The sequence below is a fragment of the Mesorhizobium oxytropidicola genome (assembly GCF_056174625.1).
Map to the genome: position 1 here is coordinate 378,735 of NZ_CM149692.1, position 23,944 is coordinate 402,678.

Below are 23,944 nucleotides of genomic sequence, written 5' to 3' on the forward strand. Positions count from 1 at the left end.
CAGTTTAAAGGCGGCGTTATGCCACCGATCGGGGGCAAATCAAAGTTTTTTTGCCAGCGCTTCGGCCTCGACATCGGAGGCCGCGCGGCTCTGCAGCCGAAGCCGGTGCTCGCGGTGGACGATATAGAGCCCGCTGGCGACGATGATGGCGGCGCCGACCAGCGTCCAGCGATCCGGGAACTGCTTGAAGACGATCCAGCCGGAAATGATCATCCACACCATCTGCGAATAGGGATAGGGGGCGAGCGCCGTGGTCGTCGCCAGCCGATAGGCCTGCACCAGCAGCCAGTGCCCGACACCGCCGAACACACCAAGCATGAGCAGCACGAACCAGTGCCAGCCATCATGCGGCAGCGAGAAGGAAAACGGCAGCATGGGCAGAAGCAGCACCGCCGGCGCCAGCGCCGAAAACAGGATCAGGCTTTCCGGCGTCTCGGTCGACGACATGCGGCGCGTCATGATGACATAGAAGCAGTTCGACAGCATCGAGCCGAGCGCGAAGAGATGGCCGATGCCGAAGACGCCGACACCTGGCCTTGTGATGATCAGGACCCCGGCGAAGGCGGCCAGGATAGCCAGCCAGCGCCGCCAACCGGCCCATTCGCCGAGCAGCGGGCCGGCAAGTGCGGTGATCACCATCGGGCCGAAGAAGTAAATCGACGTCGTCTCGGCCAGCTGCAGCGAGCGCAGGGCCAGGATGTTGCACATAGTCGAGCCGAACAGGAACACACCGCGCAACACATGCGCCGGCAGGTTGACCGGGCGAAACCGCATCGGATCGCGCCAGCTCCGCAGGAGTGTGCCGACCAGCAAGACATGCACGGCAAAGCGCACCCAGGCGACGATCAGCGCGGAAACGCCGGCCACGACGAGATATTTGCTTGAGGTGTCGAGGAAGGTGAAGAAGACGTAGGTGGTGAGCATGCACAGGATCGCCACCGGCGGCGTCGCGCTTTCGACATATCTTTTGGAAGCATTCACGTGCAGGCCGGGGAAAGCTGGGCTGGAGCCCACCTTTGCGGGAATTGTCGCTTGCCGGCAAGCCAAAAGCGCCTGGCACAACAAGACGCTCCGACAGGCTTAGATCAATTCACCGTTTCACACTTGTTCCTGGAGGTGCTCCAGCAGGCCACATGCATGGCTCTGTTGCCGATCGACGTCGAGAGCGTGCTGCCTTGACGATATGCACCTTTTGCGCCTAGCTCTGGTGCCATGAACATCGCAACGGCTTTGATCGTCGTAAGGGAGCGCATGGGCAGGATGGTGTAACCATCCGGCGAAAGCACCCATGCGCGGTAAGCAGGCTCCTGACGGGGCCTTTTTTATGCCCGGAATTTAGCCGCCCCGTCAGACCCTCCCTTCAATCCACCGACAAGGCGAGCGAGATCATGGCGAACGATAACCCCATTCGGAGTCCGGGCACGGACATGCTCGAGACAACGGTCATCACCAAACCCGTTGCTCCACCCCGGCTAATTACCCTTATCCTGCTTTCGGCTCTTGCCGTGTTGCCGGTGAACATGATTTTGCCGTCGCTGCCGAACATTGCCGCAACGTTCCGAGCCGATTTCGCATTGGTCAATCTGTCGGTTGCCGGCTTTGCGATCATCACCGCCGTCATAGAGGCCATCGGAGGCACACTATCGGACCGATTTGGGCGCAGGCCGGTCGTCTTGATATCTCTCTCGATCTTTGTCGCGGCGTCCATCGGCTGCGCTCTGGCTCCCAATATCGGCACTTTTCTTCTGTTTCGCGCGATGCAGGCGTGCATCGGCCCCTGCTATTCGGTCGCTCTGGTCATCGTTAAGGAGACATCGGACGAGCGCGAAGCCGCCAGCAAATTCGGTTATCTCGCCATGGGGTGGGCGCTGGCGCCCATGGTCGGTCCTTTGTTTGGCGGGTCGCTGGACGAATTGTTCGGATGGCGCTCAAGCTTCGTTGTCTTTGCGATCCTCGGGATAACTGCCTTCGCCCTGTCCATGCGCGAGATCAGAAGAATTCCATTGCCGAGATCGAACAGGAACTACCTTGCCTCCTATCGGGTGCTCCTGGGTTCGGCGCGGTTTTGGGCCTACACACTGTGCATGGCCGCCTCGATGGGGGTGCTTTATGTGTTCCTGGGCGGAGCCCCATTGGTCGTCGGTGACGCGCTCGGTGGATCAAGCGCGAAGCTCGGCTTCTACATGGGACTGGTTCCGACCGGCTTCATTCTCGGCAGCTATCTGGCCGGGCGTTACGCCTCGAAGACGTCACTGGGCGCCATACTCGTTCTTGCGCGCCTCCTGACCTGCGCCGGCCTGTTGGTCGGTCTGGTCCTGTCATGCTTTGGCATCACGCACATCCTGGCCTTCTTTGGACCTTGCCTGTTCATTGGCGTCGGCAATGGATTGACCATGCCTGCCGCCAACAGCGGCGCCTTGTCGGTACGACAGGACCTGGTCGGCACCGCCGCAGGACTGGCCGCCGCAATGCGGATCGGCGGCGGGGCACTCATAGCCGCCATCGCCGGCCTGTTCCTGGCAAGGTCAATCCCTGCGCTGTTGGTCACGATGCTGATATCTGCGGCACTCGCATTGTCGGCGGCACTGTATGCCGCTCATCTCGATCGGCGGCAGCGAGCTGGTTGAAATCCTTATGTATGCATACGGGCGCCCTTGGTGATCTTGTCGACCACCTTCTTCTCGGCACGCAGGGCGATGCCGACCACCTTGGCGTCTTCCGGCGCGAATTGCGCGAAAACGGCGCGGTTGGCGGCGTCGAAGCCGGTGGAAAACATCTCCTCGACATAGAGCGAGGTCGTCACGCCGCGCTCCAGCGCGCGCCGGTGGATGGTGGCCAGCGTCGCCTGGTCGGCCGACAGCACGATGACCGGCTGGATCGACAGCGGATTGTAGAGATTGCCGGATCGGTCGCGATATGGCTCGCCGATGATGTCGGGAAACTGCGCGACGATGCCGCTGGTCAGGAAGGCGGTGACGTTGAGCTTCTGCCAGACGGGCAAGTCTTCCCGCAGCACGATTGCAAATTTCGTATCGAACATGAAAAATGGGCCATTCGAGGTTGCGCCCCGATGTCGGGGCTGAAGGAGACGATGTCGCACGATCTAGGCCGCCAGGCCTTCGAGGGTCTTGGACGTTTGTGCACCGATGCGGCGGAAAACTGCATCATCTCGGCTCCCGACCCTGCGGGCATGGAGCGGATCGAAGCGCGCTTTCACGGCAGCGCCTTCGATTTGCATCGTCATGACACCTACGCGATCGGGGTGACGCTGCAGGGCGTGCAGACCTTTCGCTATCGCGGCGCGACGCGGCTAAGCCTGCCCGGCCAGATCATCGTGCTGCATCCCGACGAATTGCATGATGGCGGCGCCGGCAGCGAGGACGGCTTGCGCTACAGGATGCTCTATCTCGACCCCTCGCTGATGCTGGACTGCCTTGGCGGCGCATCGCTGCCCTTCGTCAGGGATGCCGTTGTGAAGGACGACGCCTTTTGCGCCACGCTGCTTTCGGCGCTGGGGCCGTTGCAACAGGAACTCGACGAGCTGTTCGTCGACGATTTTCTCACGCAACTGATGCAAAGCCTGGCACGGCATGCCGGTCAGCCGGCGAAACCGATGGCGAGGACGGCGTGGCGGGCGGCGGCGCTGGCGCGGGACTATCTGACTGAGAATGCAACGCGCCCTGTGCGCTCCGGCGAACTGGAAGCCGTCACCGGGCTCGACCGCTATGCCTTATCGAGGCATTTCCGCGCCGCCTTCTCGACCAGTCCACATCGTTTCCTGGTGATGCGCCGGCTTCAGCGCGCGCGGCGGATGATCGCCGCCGGCGAGCCCCTGGCGCAGATCGCGGTCGAGGCCGTTCACCGACCAGAGCCATTTCAACAGGCAATTCAAGAAGGCGTTCGGCATGACGCCGGGGCGCTGGTCCTCGCTGATCCGGGACTCAATCCCGGCAGCGGCCTGATCAGTCGTCCGACTCGGCGTCGTCGTCGATCAGCACCAGCTCCTCGTTGGAGAGGTTGGCCTCGATGCGGGCCAGCAGCTTGAACAGCGCCTTCTGGTCCTTCTTGTCGAGGCCTTTCAACGCCTGCTTTTCAGTCTTCTTCACCGACTTCTCGATGGCGCGAATGGTTTCGCGGCCGGTATCGGTGAGGAAGATGTGCGCCTGCCGGGCATCGGCCTCGGAGGCGCGCTTTTCCAGAAAACCCTGCGCCTGCAGCCGGTTGATGGTCTTGGTGATGGTGGGTGGGCGCACACCGAGGCGGCCGGCAAGATTGCCAGGCGTCTGGCCGTCCTCGCGGTCGAGCGCCAGCATGATCTGATCCTGGCCGGCATAGAAGCCGTGCGCCAGAAGCCGGGCCGCCAGCGCGGTTCTTGCCAGCCTTGCCGCTGAATGCAGCCGGCTCATTGTTGCAGTCTTGTCCGCCTTGGCCATGGTCATCCCTCTTCGGCCGAACCGGTGCGTGCAGCATAGACGCAGCCGGCCGGTTGGCAATCGACGATCGAAAAGATTCCGGCGCTCCAAACAGCTTTGCCGGCAAGCATTGCGGTGTCCGCCGTGGTGATGCCAGATGTTTATTTCAGTTAGATGACAAACGAGTTTTCGGAGCGCCGGATTCACAGCAACCACGGCGCGGGGCGCGGCCTGCCGCCGGCAGCCCCGGACAACACACCCTCCTTATCGTCTCGTCGCCGAAGAAGCGAAGCTTTCCGTTGCCATAACCATGGGACAAGCTCGGCCGGCCGCTTTGGCCCATTGGTTTGCCCGTGCAAAAGCCCCGCACACATCCTATATGGAGCCGACAATCCCTTTTTTCGCGGCCTGGATTTCAGGGCCCCAGTCATTTCGAGGCAAGCCATGACCGATGCACAGACGCAGATTCCCGTAACCGTTCTCACCGGCTATCTCGGCGCCGGCAAGACGACGCTGCTCAACCGCATCCTGTCGGAGAACCACGGCAAGCGCTATGCGGTCATCGTCAATGAATTCGGCGAAATCGGCATCGACAACGACCTGATCGTGGAATCCGATGAGGAAATCTACGAGATGAACAATGGCTGCGTCTGCTGCACGGTGCGCGGCGACCTCATCCGCGTCGTCGAGGGCCTGATGCGCCGGCCCGGCCGCTTCGACGCCATCGTGGTCGAAACCACCGGCCTCGCCGATCCGGTGCCAGTGGCGCAGACCTTCTTCATGGATGACGACGTGCGCTCCAAGACCAAGCTCGACGCGGTGGTGGCGCTGGTCGATGCCAAGCATCTGCCGCTCAGGCTCAAGGATTCCAAGGAAGCCGAGGACCAGATCGCCTTTGCCGACGTCGTTGTGCTCAACAAGACCGATCTGGTCACGCCGGAAGAACTCGCCAAGGTCGAGGCGACGATCCGCGCCATCAATCCGGCGGCAAGGATCCACCGCACCACCCGCGCCGGCGTTGCGCTGTCGGAAGTGCTCGACCGCGGCGCCTTCGACCTGTCGCGGGCGCTGGAAAACGATCCGCATTTCCTCGAGGCGCATGACGATCACCATCATCACGACCACGATCACGATCACGACCATGACGGCCACGATCACCATGATCATGACGGGCATGACCATCATCACCACGACCATGCGCATCCGTCCGACATCCATGACGTGACGGTGCAGTCGGTGTCGCTGCGCGGCGGCGAGATGGACCCGAAAAAGTTCTTCCCGTGGATCGAGAAGATCACCCAGATGGAAGGCCCGAACATCCTGCGGCTGAAAGGCATCATCGCGCTCAAGGGCGACGATGAGCGCTATGTCATCCAGGGCGTGCACATGATCATCGAGGGCGACCACCAGCGCGCCTGGAAGGACGGCGAGAAGCATGAGAGCCGGCTGGTGTTCATCGGCCGCGAACTCGACGCCGAGCGGCTGAAGAAGAGCTTTGACGCCTGCCAGGCGGCTTGATTTCCTGACTTTATGGCGCTAGCGCTGCCCCTTCTTCCTTCTCCCCTTTTGGGAGAAGGTGGCCTCGCGAAGCGAGGTCGGATGAGGGGTGTTCCAGCTTGGCAATGACGGCGATCCGTCACCCACCCCTCATCCGTCTCGGCGCTACGCGCCGATCCACCTTCTCCCACAAGGGGAGAAGGTTGGCGCCACACCTGGCCGCGCTGGCGGCTTCCCGGGGTTGGCGACAAATTTCATTGGAATGGTTCTGATGCCCACAGTCGCCCCTCTCGACCTCGAAGGCCATTGCGTTGCCGCCGTTTTCCTCGGCGACGTGCCACATTTCGCGCTGGCCGATGGTGCCATCCATCGGCTCGACAATGGCCACAAGACGGTGCAGCCCAATGACGGGCTGCTCGCGGCGTTCCATGATTCAGCCAACGACCGGCTGATCACCGGCGGCGAGGACGGCAAGGTGTTTGCCGTGAAAGTCGGCGGCGATCTCAGCGAACTGGCGAGCGCCGGGAAAAAGTGGATCACCAGCGTCGCCGCCGGGCCGCAAGGCGCCATCGCCTATGCCACGGGCAAGACCGCCTTCGTGCGCTTCGCCGACGGAAAGACAAGGGAATTTACCCATCCGCGTTCGGTCGAGGGGCTGGCGTTTTCGCCCAAGGGCATGCGCTTCGGCGTCGCCCGCTACAATGGCGCGACGCTGCATTTCCCCGCCGCCGAGGGCAAGCCGGTGGAACTCGAATGGGCCGGCGCGCACACCGGCATCACCTTTTCACCGGACGGTGCTTTCCTTGTCACCACCATGCAGGAAAATGCGCTTCATGGCTGGAAGCTCGCCGACGGCAAGCACATGCGCATGACCGGCTATCCCGGCAAGGTGAAAAGCCTGTCATGGAGCGTCAAAGGCAAATGGCTGGCGAGTTCCGGCGCCCCGGCGGCGATCGTCTGGCCGTTTTCCGGCAAGGACGGGCCGATGGGCAAGGCGCCGCTGGAGCTTGGCACGCGCGGCAACACGATGGTGACCTCAGTCGCCTGCCATCCAAGCCAGGACGTCGTGGCGATCGGCTACGAGGACGGCATGGTGATCGCCGCGCGCTTCGCCGATGCCAAGGAAGTGCTGCTGCGCCGGCAGGGCAAGGGCGCGATCACCTCGATGATGTGGGACAAGGAAGAACGCCGCATCGCCTTCGGCAGCGCCGCCGGCGACTGTGGCATCATCGACATCACGGCCTGAACTCACCGCGCCCGCGCGGCCAGCCGAACAGGCTTGCGCCGCAGCGACAGCCCATCGCGCATGTTAAGCGACAGCAATGCGATATTCGTTGCGCCGGCTACCAGTTCGATCGCCTGGACGATCGTGAAAAGGCTGTCGAAGCGACCGGCCGTGGCAAAGCTGCTGAGCAGGAAGGCCGAGGGCACGAGCACCAGCAATCCGTTGGCGGCGATGATGCGCATGCGCCGCGCTTTGCGTGCCACGACCGGGCTCTTCCAGCCCTTGCTAAGCGAAAAGCCCGACGCGCCGGCGATGATCATCGCCGGTATGAGCACCGCCATGCCGGCCAGCACGCAGTTCTTGACCATTGCGATCGCGGTCGTGTCGCCGAGCAGCTCAACCGTGGCCGTCGACAGCCAGAAGGCCGAAACCGCGATGAGCGCGACGGCGCCCGCCGCTGCATGAATCCTGGTTTTCATCTTCATCTCCATAGCAAGCTATATATCATTGCATAGCATGCTATTCAACTGTTATCTGACAGGCATGGCATTTCAGAAGGAACGATCCGCCGGATTCCTGGCCAACCACATGGCGCGGTTGTTTGCCAACGGGCTGCAGCAGCGCATCCGGCCGCTCGGCCTGGCGCCCGCCCAGTTCATGACGCTGCTGGCGCTGTGGGATGAGGATGGCCTGACGCAACGCGAACTCGTGCAGCGTCTCAACGTGGAACAGGCGACGATGGCCAACACGCTGATCCGCATGGAGCGTGACGGCTTGATCGAGCGACGCCTGCATCCAGAAGACGGACGCTCGCAGTCGATCCATCTCACAGCGAAAGCCGTTGGCCTGCGCGAGCCGGCGACACAGGCCGCGCGTTCACAGAACGAGGTGGCGCTGACCGGCTTCAGCGAGGACGAACGGCTGGTGTTTCTCGACCTGATGCGGCGCGCCATCGCCTCGATGCAGGCAGACTGACACAACGACCGGCAAGCCTACTCGGCCCCGCACGACACCTTGCCCGTCAACTCCGCCGGCTTGCCATCCTTGTCCGTGTCGGCCGCATTGTCATAGACGGCAAGCGTGTACTGCCCGTCATAGACGCCTTCGTCGCTGGCCTTTGTCAGGATCGTCAGTTCGACCGAATTGAAGGCGTTTGCCACCTCGTGCTCGCGGTAGATGTTCAGCCGCAACTCCTTGTCGTCCAGCCAGTACTGGGTCAGGTTGGAATTCTCGAACACCGTTTTGCGCAGTCCATCGCCAGCCGGCCTCGCCTTGATTTCGAGATCGCCGCGAAAGTTGAAGGTCGGGCCGCCCATGCCTCTGGTGACGCCGGCGCCGACGTCGAATGTCACCGCCGTATCGTCGACATTGCACCAGATGCCGCCCGAGGCGAAGGCGGTGCTGGCCGACACCAGAAGCATTGCCACACAGATGATTGTCCGCATTTTTGTCCCCCTCCTCAATTCCCACTCATATTGGCGCCGACTTCGGCAGCACGGTCAAGCGCCGCCGCCAAAGGCTGAGCCAATGCAGGGCAGACGCGCGGCCAATTGCGATTGCGGACATGGATTGGCTAAGAGGTACGGACGAGAGGGGTTTCCATGCACAGCAGCGACAGTTCAAAGACCATCGGCGGCATCGGCCGTGACCGCATCGCACAATTGCGCGAAACCGAAGGGGCGGCCTTCCGCAAGGCACGGCCGAAATCGCAAGCCAAGGTCGGCAACGGCCTGCCCGGTTTCTTCGGCGGCGTGCCGATGCACTGGATGAACGACTGGCCGACGCCGTTTCCGATCCTGGTCGACAGCGCCAAAGGCGCTGCGATCACCGACATAGACGGCAACAGGCTCGACGATTTCTGCCTTGGCGACACCGGCTCGATGTTCGGCCATTCGCCGCCGCCGGTGGCGCGCGCGATCCGCCGCCAGGCCGGACGCGGCCTGACCTATATGCTGCCCTCGGAAGACGCGCTTGCCATCGGGCCGCTGCTGCAGCAGCGCTTCGGCCTGCCGTTCTGGCAGATCGCGACGACGGCGACCGACGCCAACCGCTTTGCGTTGCGCGTGGCCCGTGCCGTCACCGGTCGTGAAAAGATCCTGGTCTTCAATGGCTGCTACCACGGCTCGGTCGACGAGACGATGGTGCGGCTGATCGACGGCAAGCCCGTCAACCGGCCGGGACTGGCGGGCGAGTTCCGCGACCTGACCCGCACGGCCAAGGTGATCGAGTTCAACGACGTCGCTGCGTTGGAAGCAGCGCTCAAGGACGGGGACGTTGCTTGCGTCATCGCCGAGCCGGTGCTGACCAATTCCTGCATGGTGCTGGCCGACCCCGGCTTCCATGACGCGCTGCGAAAGTCGACGCGCGAGACCGGCACGCTGCTCCTGATCGACGAGACGCACACGATCTCGACCGGCCCCGGCGGCTACACCAGGAAATACGGGCTCGACCCGGACTTCTTCGTGCTGGGCAAGCCGATCGCCGGCGGCGTGCCGGCAAGTGTGTGGGCATGAGCGATGAAGTCGCCTCGCGCTATGCCGACTACAACAGGACAAAGGAGCCCGGCTATTCCGGCATGGGCACGACACTGTCGGCCAACCCGCTGCAATTCGCCACCATGCGCGCCACGCTCGAAGAGGTGATGACCGAGGAAAATTATGACCGCATGGACCATCTGGCGCGGCGTCTGGATGCCGGGCTAACCGGGGTGATCGACCGCTATCGTCTGCCCTGGCATGTCGCGCGTGTCGGCGCCCGCGTCGAATTCATCTGCGCACCCGGCCCGTTGCGCAACGGCGCCGAAGCCGAGACCGCGCATGCGCCGGAACTGGAAGCCGCCATCCATGTCGCGCTGGTCAATCGCGGCGTGCTGATCGCGCCCTTCCACAACATGATGCTGATCTCGCCTGCGACGTCAGGCGCCCAGGTCAACCGGCTGATCAGCGCCTTCGCCGCGGTTGCGGCAAAGCTTGCGGCATGAGACAAGCGGCCATGGACAATGCCATTGTGACCTCCCCTTCGGGGTCTTCGCCCACCGAGGCGCAAGCTTTTCTCGACGCCCATCCCGAGATCGAGGCCTTCGATATCGTGCTGACCGACGCCAATGGCGTCGGCCGCGGCAAGATCGTGCGCCGCCACGAGTTGAAGAGCATTTTCGAGGGCGGGCGGCATATGCCGATCTCGATCCTCGGCCTCGACATCACCGGTGAGGACGTGCACGAGACCGGTCTGATCTGGACGACCGGCGACGGCGATCTCCGGGCATGGCCGATTCCCGGCACATTGGTGCCGCTCTACGGCACCAACCCGCCGCGCGGCCAGGTGCTGATGGCGATGTATCACCTCGACGGCCAGCCCATGTCGTCGGACCCGCGGCTGGCGCTGGCCCGGCAGGTCGAGATATTGGCGGCCAAGGGGCTTTACCCGGCCGGCGCCTTTGAACTCGAATTTTTCCTGCTGGCCAATGAGCGCGACGCCGAGGGCAAGGTGCAGCCGGCGCGCGCGGTGCTCGATGGCCGTGTCTCGGGCAAGACGGAGGTCTATTCCGTCGACCACCTGCACGGCATGGAGCCGCTGTTCTCCGACATCTATGCCGCCGCCAAGGCGCAAGGCATTCCGGCCGAGACGGTGATATCCGAATATGCGCCGGGCCAGTACGAGCTGACGCTGAACTACCGCAAGGATGTGATGCGGGCGGCCGACGACCTCGTCATGCTGAAGCGGCTGGTGCGGGCGCAGGCGCGCCGCCATGGCGTCACCGCCTGCTTCATGGCCAAACCGATCGAGAAATATGCCGGCTCGGGCATGCATTTCCACGTCTCGCTGCAGGACAGAGCCGGCCGTAACGTCTTTGCCGAAGCCGGCGGCGAGAGCTGGTCGCTACCCCTGTTGCAAGGGCTTGGCGGGCTGATCCAGACGATGGCGGAATCGATGCTGGTGTTTGCGCCGCACGCCAATTCCTGGCGGCGCTTCGTCTCGCAGTCCTATGCGCCGGTGGCGCCGACCTGGGGCGTCAACAACCGTTCGGTGGCGCTGCGCGTACCGGCGGGCGACGCGAAGAACCGTCGCATCGAGCATCGGCCGTCGGGCGTCGACGCCAATCCCTATCTGATCGCCGCGACAGTGCTCGCCGGCATCATCAAAGGCCTCGATGAAGGGCTCGATCCTGGCCCCGAAACGACCGGCAACGGCTATGAGGCTGCCGTCACGCGCACGACAATGCCGGCTGATTGGCGCGCGGCGATCGAGGCGGCCAAGGCGTCCAGCTTCCTGAAAGGCGCGCTTGGCGAAGACCTGCACCGCACCTTCGTGGCGATCAAACAGTCTGAATATCTGCGCGTGGCACGCACGGTCAGCGAACTGGATTATCATCTCTATCTGCACGAGGTTTGACGACCTTATGGTAGGCGGCGATCACTTTTTTCGCCGCCTATGCCAAATGAGGTAGCGCGGCAGCTGTTCAGAACATATCATGAACAAATGAGCGCTCTCACCGTCCGTGAAAAGCTGGCGATCCTGTCCGACGCCGCCAAATATGACGCCTCCTGCGCCTCATCCGGCTCGGCGAAGAAGGATTGGCTGATGTCAGGCGGCATCGGTTCCACCGAAGGCATGGGCATCTGCCATTCCTATGCACCGGACGGCCGCTGCATTTCGCTCTTGAAAATCCTGCTCACCAATTTCTGCATCTACGATTGCAGCTATTGCATCAACCGCTCGTCCTCGAATGTAAGGCGCGCCCGCTTCAGCATCGACGAGGTGGTGAAGCTGACGATGGATTTCTACCGGCGCAACTATATCGAGGGCCTGTTCCTGTCGTCAGGCGTCATCCGTTCGCCCGATGAAACCATGGGCGAGATGGTCGAGGTGGCGCGACGGCTGCGGCTGGAGGAAAAATTCTCCGGCTATATTCATCTGAAAACCATTCCGGAAAGCTCGGCGGAACTGGTCGAAAAGGCCGGCCTCTATGCCGACCGGCTGTCGATCAATGTCGAACTGCCGACCGACGAAGGCGTGAAAAAGCTGGCGCCGGAGAAGAAGCCGGAAACGATCCGTCTTTCCATGGCCACGCTGCGCCAGAAGATGGAGGAAAAGGCCGAGCCGACGCTGAGGACCAAAAAGCGCGAACGCTTTGCGCCGGGTGGCCAGTCGACGCAGATGATCGTCGGCGCCGACAAGACATCCGACGACGGCATATTGCACACCAGCGCGCGGCTCTATGGCAGCTACCATCTGCGGCGCGTCTATTATTCGGCCTTCAGCCCGATCCCGGATTCGTCGTCGTCGCTGCCGCTGCAGAAGCCGCCGCTCATGCGCGAACACCGGCTTTATCAGGCCGACTGGCTGATGCGGTTTTACGGATTTTCGCAACCGGAGATCCTGGCGGGTAGCGGCGATGGCATGCTCGACCTTGCCATCGACCCCAAACTCGCCTGGGCGCTGCGCAACAGGGGACAGTTTCCCGTCGACATCAACCGCGCCGACCGCGAATCCCTGCTGCGCGTTCCCGGTCTCGGCACCAAGGTGGTGGCGAAAATCCTGGAGACACGCCGCCACCGGCGGCTGCGGCTCGAAGATGTCGGGCGGATTTGCCAGTCGATCGCCAAGCTCAGGCCGTTCATCGTGGCGGAGGGTTGGTCGCCGGGAACGCTCACCGATAAGCAGGGCTTGCGCGACAAGATCATGCGCTCCTGCGAACAGCTGTCATTGTTTTGACCATGCGGCCGGCTGAGCTCAATCTTGCCCGGTTTAGTGTCATGCTCGACAGCGAGACCGATTTTGCCGGCTGGCGTGATGCAGCGCGGCGGCTGGTGCTGAACGAGGTCAGACCAGAAGACATTAGCTGGCATGTCGCGGCCGGTTCTGACCGCCGGCCGAGCGATTTGCCGGCTGCGCCTGCGGGCGCGCAGCTCGTGGTGCCGCGCGACTTCATCGAGCGCGCCGAAACCGCTTTCTGCCATTCCGACCCCAGCCGGTTCGCCTTTCTCTACCGGCTGCTGTGGCGATTGCGCAGCGAGCCCAAGCTGCTGGCGATCGCGTCGGATCCAGATACCAGGCGGCTCGAGGCGATGGAAAAGGCGGTACGGCGCGACAGCCACAAGATGCATGCCTTCGTCCGCTTCCGAAAAATCAGCGATGGCTGCGAGGAGCGCTATGTCGCCTGGTTCGAGCCCGACCATTTCATCGTCGAGCGCAATGCGGATTTCTTCGTCAGGCGCTTCACCGGTATGCGCTGGACGATCCTGACTCCTTATGCGTCGGCCGACTGGGACGGCGAAAGACTGACGATCGGGCCGGGCGCCGCCAAGGGCGACGCGCCAGCCGAGGACGATACCGAGGCGCTGTGGCGCACCTATTTCGAGAACATCTTCAATCCGGCACGGCTGAAGGTGAAGGCCATGCAGAAGGAGATGCCGAAGAAATATTGGCGGAACCTTCCCGAGGCCTCGCTCATTCCAGAGCTGATCGCAGGAGCAGATAAGGCCGCCAAGGAGATGATCGCCAGAATGCCGACAACGCCCGCTCCGCACCACGCCAAGGTGCAGTCCAGGCACTGGCCGAAGCAGCCCGCAGAGACGCTGCAGGGTGATGACGCGAGCAGCATTTCCGAGTTGCGCGAGGCCGCAAAAGGTTGCCGTCGTTGCCCGTTATGGCGCGATGCGACGCAGACCGTGTTCGGCGAAGGGCCTAACAATGCCAAGGTCATCTTCGTCGGCGAACAGCCCGGCGATCAGGAGGATCTCGCCGGCAAACCTTTTGTCGGCCCTGCGGGCAAAGTGTTCGATGCGATACTGGACGATGCGGGCGTCGATCGCCAGAAAGTCTACGTCACCAACGCGGTGAAACACTTCAAATTCGAGCCGCGCGGTAAGCGACGCATCCATTCCAAGCCGAATGCCGGCGAGGTCCAGGCCTGCCGCTGGTGGATCGACAAGGAATTCGCGCTGATCAAGCCGGAGCTTGCCGTGGCGCTCGGCGCAACGGCTGCGTTGTCGCTGCTCGGCAAGGCGATCCCGGTGACAAAGATGGGCGGCCAAGTGATCGAGCGTGAGGATGGGCTGAGGGTTTTCATCACCATCCATCCGTCCTTCATCCTGCGCATTCAGGAGCCTGCGGAGAAGGAAGCCGAGCGCGAGCGTTTTTTGCAGGATATGAGAGAGGTGAGGCGGTTGATGGCTGGCTGACCGGTCGCCTATCGGATCAGAATCGCCCTCAAATCATTGACATTCGTGCCCGTAGGTCCGGGCACAAACAGATCGCCAACCGCGTTGAACGCCGTCCATGCATTGTTACCGGCCAGCATCGCCTTGGCGTCCACACCCGCCGCGCGCATGCGCGATACGGTCGAGCCATCGGCGAAGGCACCGGCATTGTTTTCCGAACCGTCGATGCCGTCCGTGTCGGCGGCCAGCGCATGAATATTTTCCGCGCCGGTGATGCCGATGGCGAAGGCAAGCAGGAATTCAGAGTTGCGGCCGCCCTTGCCTTTGGCGCGCAAGGTCACCGTCGTTTCACCGCCAGACAAGATCAGCACCGGCTTCGAAAAAGGCCGGTTGCGCGTCGCCACTTCGCGCGCGATGGCAGCGTGGACGCCGCCGACTTCGCGCGCTTCGCCCTCGATAGCATCGGAGAGGATGACAGCCTCGATGCCTTGCCGTTTCGCTTCGACGGCCGCCGCCTCCAGCGACACGCCGGCGGAGGCGATCAGATGCACCTCGTTGCGCGAGAAGCGCTCATCTCCGGGATTTGGCGCATCGGCCGCCGGAGAATTGATATGCGCCATCACCGAGGCCGGCAGCTTCATGCCGTAGGCCGATATCGAGGCCAGTGCGTCTTCGCGGCTGCCGGTGTCGGGAACCGTCGGGCCGGAGGCGACAAGGGCCGGGTTGTCGCCGGGAATGTCTGACACAACCAGCGACACCACCTTGGCCGGCCAGGAGGCGGCGGCCAGCCGGCCGCCCTTGATGGTGGAAAGATGCTTGCGGATGGTGTTCATCGCCGCGATCGGCGCGCCGGAGGCAAGCAGCGCCTCGTTGACGGCGATCTCGTCGGCCAGCGTCAGGCCGGCGGCCGGTGAGGGCAGCAGCGCCGAGCCGCCGCCGGAGATAAGCGCCACGACGAGATCGTCCTCGGTGAGACCCTGGACCTTGGCGAGCAGACGGCGCGAGGCCTCGAGCCCGGCAGCGTCCGGCACCGGATGCGCGGCCTCGATGATCTCGATGCGCTCGCATTTGGCGCCATAGCCGTAGCGGGTGACGACCAGCCCTTCAATCGGCCCGTCCCAGACCTTCTCGAACGCCGCCGCCATCTGCGCCGAACCTTTTCCCGCCCCAATGACGATTGTGCGACCCTTCGGCTTGGCCGGCAGATGATCCCTGATCGTCCGCTCCGGATCGGCGGCGGTGACGGCAGCGTCGAAGATCGAGGTAAGGAAGGCCCTGGGATCGAGCACGGTCATTCGGCTTCCCTGGACAATGACAGCCCGTGCTTGTCTATGCCGAGATAATCGCACAGCGCATCGACCACCACGCCATGATCCTCGCGCTCCGGCAGGCCTGAAACCGCGATCACGCCGATAACGCCGGCACCCTTGACGGTGACCGGAAAGCCGCCGCCGGCGAGCACGTAGTCCGAGATGTCGAGGCCCTCGCCAAGCTTGAAGGCGCGGTCAGGGCGCTGCTGTTCCAGCACCATGCGGTAGGTGCTTCTGAGAAACCGCCTGACCACATTGATCTTGCGCCGCGCCCAGTCGGGGTTGGAAGCATTCGACCCTGGAAAGGCCGCATAGAACAGCGGCCGGTCCCACAGCCTGATGTCGACGATGATGGGCAGGTTTTCGGCGATCGCGCGCTTGCGAATCGCCGAACCGATCTTGAAGGCGACGGCCTCATCGAAGGCCGGGAAGACCAGCGTCTCTTCCTGTTTCCGGATCAGAGCGATGTCGTCAGCAACGGCCATGTCGTTCCCCTGTCAACTTCGCCGCACGCTTTGACCGATGGCTGCCGCCGGGTCAAGCAATGAACGCAGCTGGCGCTCTAAATCGCCATGTCGCTCTTGGCCGCCCGCCCCGCGACATAAACCTCGCGCACGGCGCGGTCGTCGCCGAGCGTCTGCAGCAGAAACAATTCCTGCGCCAGCGTCTGTGCCGTTTCCATCCTGAGCCGCATCGCCGGCGTCGCCCTGGCATCGAGCACGACAATGTCGGCATCGGTGTCCTGATCCAGCGTGCCGATCTTGTCGGCCACCGAGAGCGCCTCGGCATTGCCGCGCGTGATCTGCCAGAAGGACTGGAACGGGTTCAGCTTCTCGCCATTCAGCGCGATCACCTTGTAGCCTTCATCCATGGTGCGCAGCATGGAGTAATTGGTGCCGCCGCCGACATCGGTGGCGGCGGCTATGCGCAACGGCTTTTCCCGACGCCGGAAGCGCTGGTAGTCGAACAGGCCGGAACCGAGGAACAGGTTCGAGGTCGGGCAGAACACCGCCACCGAGCCGCTTTCCGAAAGCGCGTCCGCCTCACGCTCCGACAGATGGATGCAGTGGCCGAACAGGCTCTTTTTGCCCAGCAGACCGTAATGTTCGTAGACATCCGTATAGTCGCGCGACCAGGGGTAAAGCTGCTGCGTGAAGGCGATCTCGGCGTGGTTTTCCGACAGATGCGTCTGCATGTGCAGGCCGGGATGTTCTCGGCACAGCGCGCCGGCCATCTCCATCTGCTCCGGCGAGGAGGTGATGGCGAAGCGGGGCGTGATGGCGTAGTGCTGGCGCCCCTTGCCGTGCCACTCCTTGATCAGCGCCTTGGTGTCGTCATAGCCGGATTGCGGCGTGTCGAGCACGCCTTCGGGGGCATTGCGGTCCATCATCACCTTGCCGGCGATGTTGAGCATGTTGCGGTCATGCGATTCGGCGAAAAAGGCTTCTGCGGAAGCCTTGTGCACCGAACAGTAGGCGGTGACTGTTGTGGTTCCGTGCCGCACCATCTCGTCAAGAAATAGCCGCGCGATGCGGCGGCCATGCTGCGCGTTGGCGAACTTCGTCTCTTCCGGGAAGGTGTAGGTGTTCAGCCAGTCGAGCAGTTCGGCGCCATAGGAGGCGATGACCTGCATTTGCGGGAAATGCACGTGGGTATCGATGAAGCCCGGCAGCAAAAGGTGCGGCCGGTGATCGATTTTTTTGGCACCCTCACCGGCCTGTTTCTCGACATCGCGGTAGGCGCCCGAAGCAACGATCTTGCCGTCGCGGATCAAAAGGCCGCCATCTTCCTCGTAGCGCCAGGCCGAGTGGTCGTCGATGGTCTCGGGCCAACGCACGAAGGACAGTGTGCGGCCGCGTAGAAGTGTCGAATTCATGCTATTTCCCTGCGCCTTCGAACCAGGCCACCAGCAGCGCCCGTTCCTTGTCCGTAATCTGCGAGACATTGGCGGGCGGCATGGCGTGGCTGCGGCCGGCCTGCAGATAGATCTCGCGGGCATGGTTGGCGATTGCCGCATCACTGTCGAGCATCACGCCCTTGGGCGCATGATAGATGCCTTCATAGACCGGTTCCTGAGCATGGCACATCGAGCAACGGCCGAGCACGGTGTCGCGCACCGCCGGGAAATGGGCGGAGGCGATATAGATGTCCGCCGAGGCGGACGCCTTGGGCTCACCGGTCAGCACCTTCGGCACGGTCGACAGCCAGATGATGATGATGAACAGGACAAGGGCGCCGAGCCAGGTCCAGTGCGGGTTGCCGGCACGCTTGTGCACGGTGTTGAAATAGTGCCGGATCAGCACGCCTATGATGAACACCAAAGAGGCGATGACCCAGTTAAACTCGGTGCCGAATGCCAGCGGATAGTGGTTCGACAGCATCAGGAACAAAACGGGCAGCGTCAGATAGTTGTTGTGGAGCGAGCGCTGCTTGGCGATCTTGCCGTATTTCGGGTCGGGCTTGCGGCCGGCGATGAGGTCGGCGACGACGATCTTCTGGTTGGGAATGATGACCATGAAGACGTTGGCCGACATGATCGTCGCGGTGATGGCGCCCAGATGCAGGAAGGCGGCGCGGCCGGTGAACAGGTGCGTGAGGCCCCAGGCGATGAACACCAGCACGCAGTAAAGCACCAGCATCAGGCCTGTGTCGCTTTTGCGGAGCGGCGAGCGGCAGAGCAGATCATAGACCACCCAGCCGACGCCGATCGTGGCCATGGACAAAAGGATACCGACCGGGACCGACATTGGCAGCACATTGGGGTCGATCAGGAACAGATCGGCGCCGGCATAGTAGACCACGCACAGCATGGCGAAGCCCGACAGCCAGGTGGCGTAGGATTCCCATTTGAACCAGGTCAGGTGCTCCGGCATCTCGGCCGGCGCCACCAGATATTTCTGGATGTGGTAGAAGCCGCCGCCATGCACCTGCCATTCCTCGCCGAAGGCGCCGACGGGCATGCCCGGACGCTGGCGCAGGCCGAGATCGAGCGCGACGAAATAGAAGGACGAGCCGATCCAGGCGATGCCGGTGATGACATGCAGCCACCGCACGGCGAAGCTCAGCCAGTCCCAGAAAATCGCGAAATCCATCATTGAAGTCGTCCCTGCCGATGACGCGACTTTACGGTGTCGCACGCAAACGGAAAGAGGCGAGGTGTACGATGACTTTCAAAAAAAAATGGAAAATACTAGGCTGGCTATACGCAGCCGCATGAGAGCCACGAAATCTGCATGGCCTATCTCGACAACATCGCCGTCTTCGTCCGCGTCGTCGAACTCGGCAATCTGTCGGCGGCGGGCCGTGACATGCGCATTTCGCCCGCGGTCGCCTCCAACCGCATCAAGGAGTTGGAGAAGCATCTGGGCGTGCGGCTGTTCAACCGCACGACGCGGCAGTTGATGCCGACCGAGCATGGCACGGTGTTTTACGCCGGCGCCAAGCAGGTGCTGGAGGCAATCACCGAAGCGGAAGCCGCGGTATCGGCGCTGTCCGGCCAGCCGCGCGGTACCATACGCGTGACCGCGCCGCTCGGCCTCGGTCGCCGGCTGGTGGCCTCGGGTATTCCCGATTTCCACGACAAATATCCCGATATCGAGGTGCGGCTGAGGCTCTCGGACCACAATGTCGACATCATGAAGGAAGGCATCGACGTCGCCTTCCGGCTCGGCATCATCGAGGATTCCAGCCTCAGGATGCGCGGCATCATGGAATGCGAGCGCGTGCTGGTGGCGGCGCCGAAATATCTCGAGGCGCGAGGCGAACCGATGGAGCCGCAAGAGCTGATCGGCAAGAAGCACGACTGCCTGATGCTGCGCTATTCCGGCGCGCGCGAATATGTCTGGACGCTGCAGACCCCGACCGGGCCGCAGAAATTCGAGGTGCACGGGCCCTACGACACCGACGACGGCGACGTGCTGACCGGCTGGGCACTGTCGGGGCGCGGTATCATCAACAAGCCGCGCTTCGAGGTCGAACCCTTCATCCGCGACCGGCGGCTGCAAGTGATCCTGGCCAACACGCCGCCGACACCAGTGCAGTTCGCCGCTGTCTATCCGCACAAGAAGCTGCAGGACCCCAAGGTGCGGCTTTTGCTCGACTTCATGGCCGAGCGCTGCCAGCGGCTGATCAAGGATATTCTGGCCGGTAAGTAGGGCCGGGCAGCAACCGGGGCTGGCCGGCAAGTGCCGGCCTTCTGGTCCATTCGCCGGGCTTGCCTTGCGCAGCGGCGAACTTAGGTTGGTGCGATGCATCTCGCCATTTCGCTCGACATCGCTGCCGCCACCGGAGAGGCCGTGCTGGATTTCAGCCGGATCAGCAAATTCGTGCGACAGGCAGAAGCGGCTGGCGTCGACATGGTCGCGATTTCCGACACCGCGGACGGGCTGTCGAGCAGCCCGTTCGAGGCCACGACGCTGCTGGCCGCCCTGGCGACAGTGACGAACAGGATTGGGCTGGTCGCCACAGCCTCGACCATTGCCCATCAGCCCTACAATCTGGCGCGCCGTTTTGCTTCGCTCGACATCATCAGCCATGGCCGTGCCGGCTGGAATGCGATGATGGCGCAAAGCCCGCGCGAGGCGGCCAATTTCAGCCGGCCGGAAGGGTTTTCCGATACCGACTTTCGCCGCCGCAGCGAGGAATATATCGGCATCGTTCAAGGCCTGTGGCAGGGCTGGGATGCGGATGCGTTGCTGTTCGACAAGAGCGGCGGCCGATTCCATGCCCCAGAAAAGATGCATCTGCTCGACCACAAGGGCGAGTTCTTCTCCGTACGCGGGCCATTGAACGTCGCGCGCTCGCCGCAGGATACGCCGGTGCTGGTGTTGTCGGGCCTGACGGAAGCCGATTTCGACATTGCCGCCCGCACCGCCGATGTCATTTTGCTGGAGAGCGGATCGGTCGAGAGCGCGAAAGTACGCTTTGACGATCTGAAGCGCCGCGCCACGGCCGCTGGGCGCGATCCGCACGCTGTGAAGGTGCTAATGAATATCTCGCTCACCGCCGAAGACAAGCCGGCCGCCACCGCAGACAGGCTGGAAACCCAATTCCGTGCAAAGAGCTGCAACGGTTTCAACATACGGCTGCCAGCGCAGCGTTCGGTGCTCGACGATTTCGCCGATCGCGTTCTGCCCGAGTTGCGGCAGCGCGGCGTGGTTCGAGAGAGCTATCGCGGCACGACGTTGCGCTCGCATCTCGGACTTGCCGGCGGAGGTGAGCAATGACCGCGCGGATGAAGCTCGGCGCCTTCCTGTGGGCGACGGGCCATCACATCGCCGCCTGGCGTCACCCGAAGGCACATGTGACCGCCGGCATCGACATCGACCATTACATCCAGCTGGCGCGCACGGCGGAAGCGGCGAAGTTCGACATGATCTTCTGCGAGGATGCCGCCGGCCTGCGCGAGGCCAATGTCGGCATCGCCAGCCAGACGTCGCGCTCGATCGGCTTCGAGCCGATCAGCCTGCTGTCGGCGCTGGCGGTCCAGACCAGCCATATCGGCCTCGTTTCGACGGCCTCGACAAGCTACAACGAGCCTTATGGCCTGGCGCGGACTTTTTTGTCGCTCGACCATCTGAGCGGCGGCCGGGCCGGCTGGAACCTGGTGACCTCGGCCAGCCCCATCGAAGCCGCCAATTTCGGCTCGACGGGTCTCAAGCCCCATGCCGACCGCTATGAGCGGGCGCGCGAATTCGCCGAGGTGGTCACCCGGCTTTGGCAGGGCAAGTCTCCTGGCCATGACGGCCAGAGCTTTTCGGTGCGCGATCCGCTCGATCTGCCGCGGTCGCCGCAGGGCGCGCCGGTCATGGTTCAGGCCGGCGCCTCGGATGTCGGCCGCGACCTTGCCGCCCGCACCGCCGATGTGGTGTTCACGGCGGCGCAGACGTTTGAGGAAGCCAAGGCCTTCTACGACGATCTCAAAGGGCGCCTGGCCACCTATGGGCGTGAGCCTGGCGACATCAAGATCATGCCGGGCGTCTCACCCGTGGTGGCGGAAACCGAAGCTGAAGCCCGCGAGAAACACGAGGAGTTGCAGGCGCTCATCCCCGACGATGTCGGCGTGGCGCTGCTGTCCAGCTATCTCAGCATCTCCGATCTCGGGCGCTATCCGATCGATGGGCCATTGCCCGAACTGCCGGAGAGCGAGGGGATGAAAAGCCGGCAGGCGCTGGTCGTCGAGCAATCGCGCCGCGACGGCCTTTCCATCCGGCAGCTTGCCCGCCATTTTGCAGGCGCGCGGGGCCATTGGCGCATTGTCGGCACGGCGGCGCAGGTCGCCGACGAGTTGCAGGCGCGGTTCGAAGGCGGCGCGGCCGACGGCTTCAACGTGATGCCGTCATACTTCCCCGGCGAACTCGACGCCTTTGCCACGCTGGTTGTGCCGGAGCTGCAGCGGCGCGGCTGGTTTCGCCGGGAATACGAAGGCCGCACACTGCGCGACCATCTGGGCTTGAAACGGCCGGCCTGACGCCGGCTTCTATGCTTCGTCCATCATGCGGGCGGTGCCTGAAACCCTGATCGAGCTGCCTGTCTCGGCCGGAATATCGGCATGCAGGCGCGAGCGCATGCCCATGTCCTCGCCTTGCACGACATCGATCGCGCCGCCATGCGGCCATCTGATGTCGCGGAGGTAGCCGGCAAAGGCGGCCGTCGAGGCGCCCGTCGCCGGATCCTCATAGACGCCGCCAGAGGCAAAGGGGTTGCGCGTGTGGAAGAGCCGTGGCGTTTCGGCATGGGCCAGCAGGATCGTCACCAGCCCTTCGCGCCGCATAAGGGACTGCCCGGCTTTAAGCTCGTAGCGCATGGCAGCCAGTGCCTCGCGCGACTTCAGGGCCAGAATCAGATGGTCGGCGCCGCCATGAATCAGCGCGGGCGGAATGGCAGGATGGAGATCGGTCGCGGCATAGTCGAACAGCGCCAGCGCCTCGGCAATCAACTCAGGCGGCGCCGGCTTGCTGCGTGTCGGCGGCGATTGCAAGGCGGCGGCAACGTTGGCGCCATCACGGAACCCTTCTACGGTGATGCTGGCCTGATTGAGTTTCAGCGAGAAAATCCCGTCGCCAAATCGTCGGACAAGGGCGGCCCCCAAGGCGATCGTCGCGTGCCCACAGAAGGGAACCTCGGTTTCCGGCGAGAAATAGCGGACCCGCCAGTTGTCTCCGTCCGGCGCGGCAAAGGCCGTCTCCGAGAACCCCACCTCCGCCGCCAGGCGTTGCATCTCGGCCGCATCGGGCAAGACATCGCCGATCAGGACGCCGGCAGGATTGCCTCCGGTGTTGCCATCCGAAAAGGCCGCGATTTTCAGAACGTCCATGTATCCACACCTCATGCCGCGATGCCGGTGGATACCGCAAATGCATGGTTAGGGCGATTGAAAATGGACGAGCGGGCGGGCAGCCTTGGCTAGTCGGCCATGACCTTGTGCTGCCGGACCTGATGGTCGGCATTTGACGCCGCATTGTGAACGACCAGCGCCGTCACGATCTCGGCTGCGGCAAGTACAGCGATCACCTGTGGGCGCTTGTCCTTGACGGCATCGCCACCGATGGGCGAGACGAGGCGGGCAAATTCCGCTTCCTTGCCGTCCCCTGACTTCAGGAACCAGTTCTTGAACGTCGCTTTCTTGGTCTTCGAGCCGATCATGCCGACATAGGCTGCGTCGTCGCGCTTCAGCGCTTCGGCGACGATCAGGAAATCCAGCGCATGGTCATGGGTGAGGATGGCGAAGGCTGTGCCGGCGGGCGCGTTTCGAACCTCGGCCTCGGGCATAGGCGTCAGCCGCGTCTCGACGGTTTCCGGCATGCCTTCCAGCGCCTCGGCCCGCGTCTCGATGACGATGCCGTGCACCGGCAGAAGCGCGATTGTTGCGGCCAGCGCCTGGCCGACATGGCCGCCACCGAAGATATAGACATGCGGCAGGTGCGCTTCCTCAGCCTCCGCGGTCGCAACCAGTTCGGCAGCAAGCGCGGCATCGACAAGCCGGATCAAGACTTCGACGCGCCCGCCACAGCATTGGCCGATCTCCGGCCCGAGCGGCACGTCGAGCGTGGCGCAGACTTCATCGACCTCGATGCGGGCCTCTTCACCCTCCCCCTTGTGGGGAGGGTCGGACACTAGCATCTGCCTGGCCTTGTCGATCGCCATATATTCGAGCTGGCCGCCGCCGATGGTACCGAAAATCGCCTCCCGTGAGACGAGCATGAAGGCGCCCTTCTCACGCGGCGTCGAGCCTTTGGTGCCGGCGACTTCGACCAGGGCAACCCGGCCGGCGCTGGCAAGAAGGGCTTTCAGGCCTTGCACTTTCGAGTTCATATCTCGTATTCCCTATTGGGAAAT

The 23,944-nt window shown here is 63.3% G+C and carries 21 protein-coding genes and 2 pseudogenes; 12 read left to right on the forward strand and 11 right to left on the reverse strand.

The annotated features are described in order from the left end of the window. Positions 1–39 precede the first annotated feature (39 nt). Positions 40–924, reverse strand: a complete 885-nt coding sequence (locus AC0V8S_RS01770) for a DMT family transporter (protein ID WP_475438558.1) — start codon at positions 922–924, stop codon at positions 40–42. 503 nt (positions 925–1,427) lie between these two features. On the opposite strand from AC0V8S_RS01770, the gene AC0V8S_RS01775 reads away from it, so the two are divergent. After that, the gene (locus AC0V8S_RS01775; RefSeq protein ID WP_475436631.1) at positions 1,428–2,627 is read left to right on the forward strand and encodes an MFS transporter; all 1,200 of its coding nucleotides are present in this window, start codon (positions 1,428–1,430) and stop codon (positions 2,625–2,627) included. Between the two features lie 5 nt (positions 2,628–2,632). On the opposite strand, the gene AC0V8S_RS01780 is transcribed toward AC0V8S_RS01775, so the two are convergent. Continuing rightward, a complete protein-coding gene (locus AC0V8S_RS01780) occupies positions 2,633–3,040 on the reverse strand; it encodes a DUF2000 family protein (RefSeq protein WP_183464921.1) in 408 nt (135 codons plus the stop codon). Positions 3,041–3,091: 51 nt separating this feature from the next. Between AC0V8S_RS01780 and AC0V8S_RS01785 the strand changes: the two are divergent. Then, positions 3,092–3,962, forward strand: a pseudogene (locus tag AC0V8S_RS01785) (AraC family transcriptional regulator). Here the strand turns inward: AC0V8S_RS01785 and AC0V8S_RS01790 are convergent. Beyond that, entirely contained in the window at positions 3,963–4,433 is a 471-nt protein-coding gene (locus AC0V8S_RS01790; RefSeq protein ID WP_056569192.1) for a MarR family winged helix-turn-helix transcriptional regulator, read from the reverse strand. A gap of 423 nt (positions 4,434–4,856) precedes the next feature. Here AC0V8S_RS01790 and AC0V8S_RS01795 point away from each other — a divergent pair, with 423 nt between their 5' ends. Together AC0V8S_RS01795 and AC0V8S_RS01800 are read left to right on the forward strand one after the other, a co-directional pair. Beyond that, positions 4,857–5,930: a CobW family GTP-binding protein gene (locus tag AC0V8S_RS01795; RefSeq protein ID WP_475436632.1), complete on the forward strand. Its 1,074-nt coding sequence runs from the start codon at positions 4,857–4,859 to the stop codon at positions 5,928–5,930. 250 nt (positions 5,931–6,180) lie between these two features. Beyond that, on the forward strand, positions 6,181–7,155 hold the full coding sequence (locus AC0V8S_RS01800) for a WD40 repeat domain-containing protein (protein WP_475436633.1): 975 nt from the start codon (positions 6,181–6,183) through the stop codon (positions 7,153–7,155). A 2-nt stretch (positions 7,156–7,157) separates the two neighbouring features. Here AC0V8S_RS01800 and AC0V8S_RS01805 read toward each other — a convergent pair whose 3' ends face one another. Then, positions 7,158–7,613, reverse strand: a complete 456-nt coding sequence (locus AC0V8S_RS01805) for a hypothetical protein (protein ID WP_475436634.1) — start codon at positions 7,611–7,613, stop codon at positions 7,158–7,160. Positions 7,614–7,677: 64 nt separating this feature from the next. Between AC0V8S_RS01805 and AC0V8S_RS01810 the strand changes: the two genes are divergently transcribed. Then, positions 7,678–8,109 (forward strand): MarR family winged helix-turn-helix transcriptional regulator, encoded by a 432-nt coding sequence (locus AC0V8S_RS01810; RefSeq protein WP_475436635.1) that lies wholly within the window; start codon positions 7,678–7,680, stop codon positions 8,107–8,109. A 17-nt stretch (positions 8,110–8,126) separates the two neighbouring features. Here AC0V8S_RS01810 and AC0V8S_RS01815 read toward each other — a convergent pair whose 3' ends face one another. Then, a complete protein-coding gene (locus AC0V8S_RS01815; protein WP_183464915.1) occupies positions 8,127–8,579 on the reverse strand; it encodes a hypothetical protein in 453 nt (150 codons plus the stop codon). 156 nt (positions 8,580–8,735) lie between these two features. On the opposite strand from AC0V8S_RS01815, the pseudogene AC0V8S_RS01820 reads away from it, so the two are divergent. The 4 genes and pseudogenes from AC0V8S_RS01820 (at position 8,736) to AC0V8S_RS01835 (ending at position 14,318) form a co-directional block, all read left to right on the forward strand. Further along, a pseudogene (locus tag AC0V8S_RS01820) lies at positions 8,736–10,114 on the forward strand (aspartate aminotransferase family protein). Between the two features lie 11 nt (positions 10,115–10,125). After that, positions 10,126–11,526 (forward strand): glutamine synthetase family protein, encoded by a 1,401-nt coding sequence (locus AC0V8S_RS01825; protein WP_475436636.1) that lies wholly within the window; start codon positions 10,126–10,128, stop codon positions 11,524–11,526. A gap of 87 nt (positions 11,527–11,613) precedes the next feature. Continuing rightward, positions 11,614–12,849, forward strand: a complete 1,236-nt coding sequence (locus AC0V8S_RS01830) for a putative DNA modification/repair radical SAM protein (protein ID WP_475436637.1) — start codon at positions 11,614–11,616, stop codon at positions 12,847–12,849. Between the two features lie 2 nt (positions 12,850–12,851). Further along, a complete protein-coding gene (locus tag AC0V8S_RS01835; RefSeq protein ID WP_475436638.1) occupies positions 12,852–14,318 on the forward strand; it encodes a UdgX family uracil-DNA binding protein in 1,467 nt (488 codons plus the stop codon). Positions 14,319–14,326: 8 nt separating this feature from the next. On the opposite strand, the gene AC0V8S_RS01840 is transcribed toward AC0V8S_RS01835, so the two are convergent. From AC0V8S_RS01840 to AC0V8S_RS01855, 4 genes are all read right to left on the reverse strand, one after another. Beyond that, positions 14,327–15,592 (reverse strand): glycerate kinase type-2 family protein, encoded by a 1,266-nt coding sequence (locus AC0V8S_RS01840; RefSeq protein WP_475436639.1) that lies wholly within the window; start codon positions 15,590–15,592, stop codon positions 14,327–14,329. After that, positions 15,589–16,092 (reverse strand): heme-degrading domain-containing protein, encoded by a 504-nt coding sequence (locus tag AC0V8S_RS01845; protein WP_475436640.1) that lies wholly within the window; start codon positions 16,090–16,092, stop codon positions 15,589–15,591. Before AC0V8S_RS01845 ends, AC0V8S_RS01840 begins: the two co-directional genes overlap by 4 nt. 77 nt (positions 16,093–16,169) lie before the next feature. Continuing rightward, a complete protein-coding gene (gene guaD / locus AC0V8S_RS01850) occupies positions 16,170–17,483 on the reverse strand; it encodes a guanine deaminase (protein ID WP_475436641.1) in 1,314 nt (437 codons plus the stop codon). 1 nt (position 17,484) lies between these two features. Further along, entirely contained in the window at positions 17,485–18,702 is a 1,218-nt protein-coding gene (locus AC0V8S_RS01855) for a urate hydroxylase PuuD (protein ID WP_475436642.1), read from the reverse strand. A 138-nt stretch (positions 18,703–18,840) separates the two neighbouring features. Here AC0V8S_RS01855 and AC0V8S_RS01860 point away from each other — a divergent pair, with 138 nt between their 5' ends. From AC0V8S_RS01860 to AC0V8S_RS01870, 3 genes are all read left to right on the forward strand, one after another. Then, entirely contained in the window at positions 18,841–19,761 is a 921-nt protein-coding gene (locus AC0V8S_RS01860) for a LysR family transcriptional regulator (RefSeq protein ID WP_475436643.1), read from the forward strand. Positions 19,762–19,854: 93 nt separating this feature from the next. Then, positions 19,855–20,832, forward strand: coding sequence for an LLM class flavin-dependent oxidoreductase (locus AC0V8S_RS01865; RefSeq protein ID WP_475436644.1), 978 nt, complete (start codon positions 19,855–19,857; stop codon positions 20,830–20,832). Continuing rightward, entirely contained in the window at positions 20,829–22,076 is a 1,248-nt protein-coding gene (locus AC0V8S_RS01870) for an LLM class flavin-dependent oxidoreductase (protein ID WP_475436645.1), read from the forward strand. The genes AC0V8S_RS01865 and AC0V8S_RS01870 overlap by 4 nt, the downstream gene beginning before the upstream one ends. A 9-nt stretch (positions 22,077–22,085) precedes the next feature. Here the strand turns inward: AC0V8S_RS01870 and AC0V8S_RS01875 are convergent, their stop codons facing one another. Next, the gene (locus AC0V8S_RS01875) at positions 22,086–22,922 is read right to left on the reverse strand and encodes a PhzF family phenazine biosynthesis protein (protein ID WP_475436646.1); all 837 of its coding nucleotides are present in this window, start codon (positions 22,920–22,922) and stop codon (positions 22,086–22,088) included. 89 nt (positions 22,923–23,011) lie between these two features. After that, entirely contained in the window at positions 23,012–23,920 is a 909-nt protein-coding gene (gene xdhC, locus AC0V8S_RS01880) for a xanthine dehydrogenase accessory protein XdhC (protein ID WP_475436647.1), read from the reverse strand. Positions 23,921–23,944: the final 24 nt, after the last annotated feature.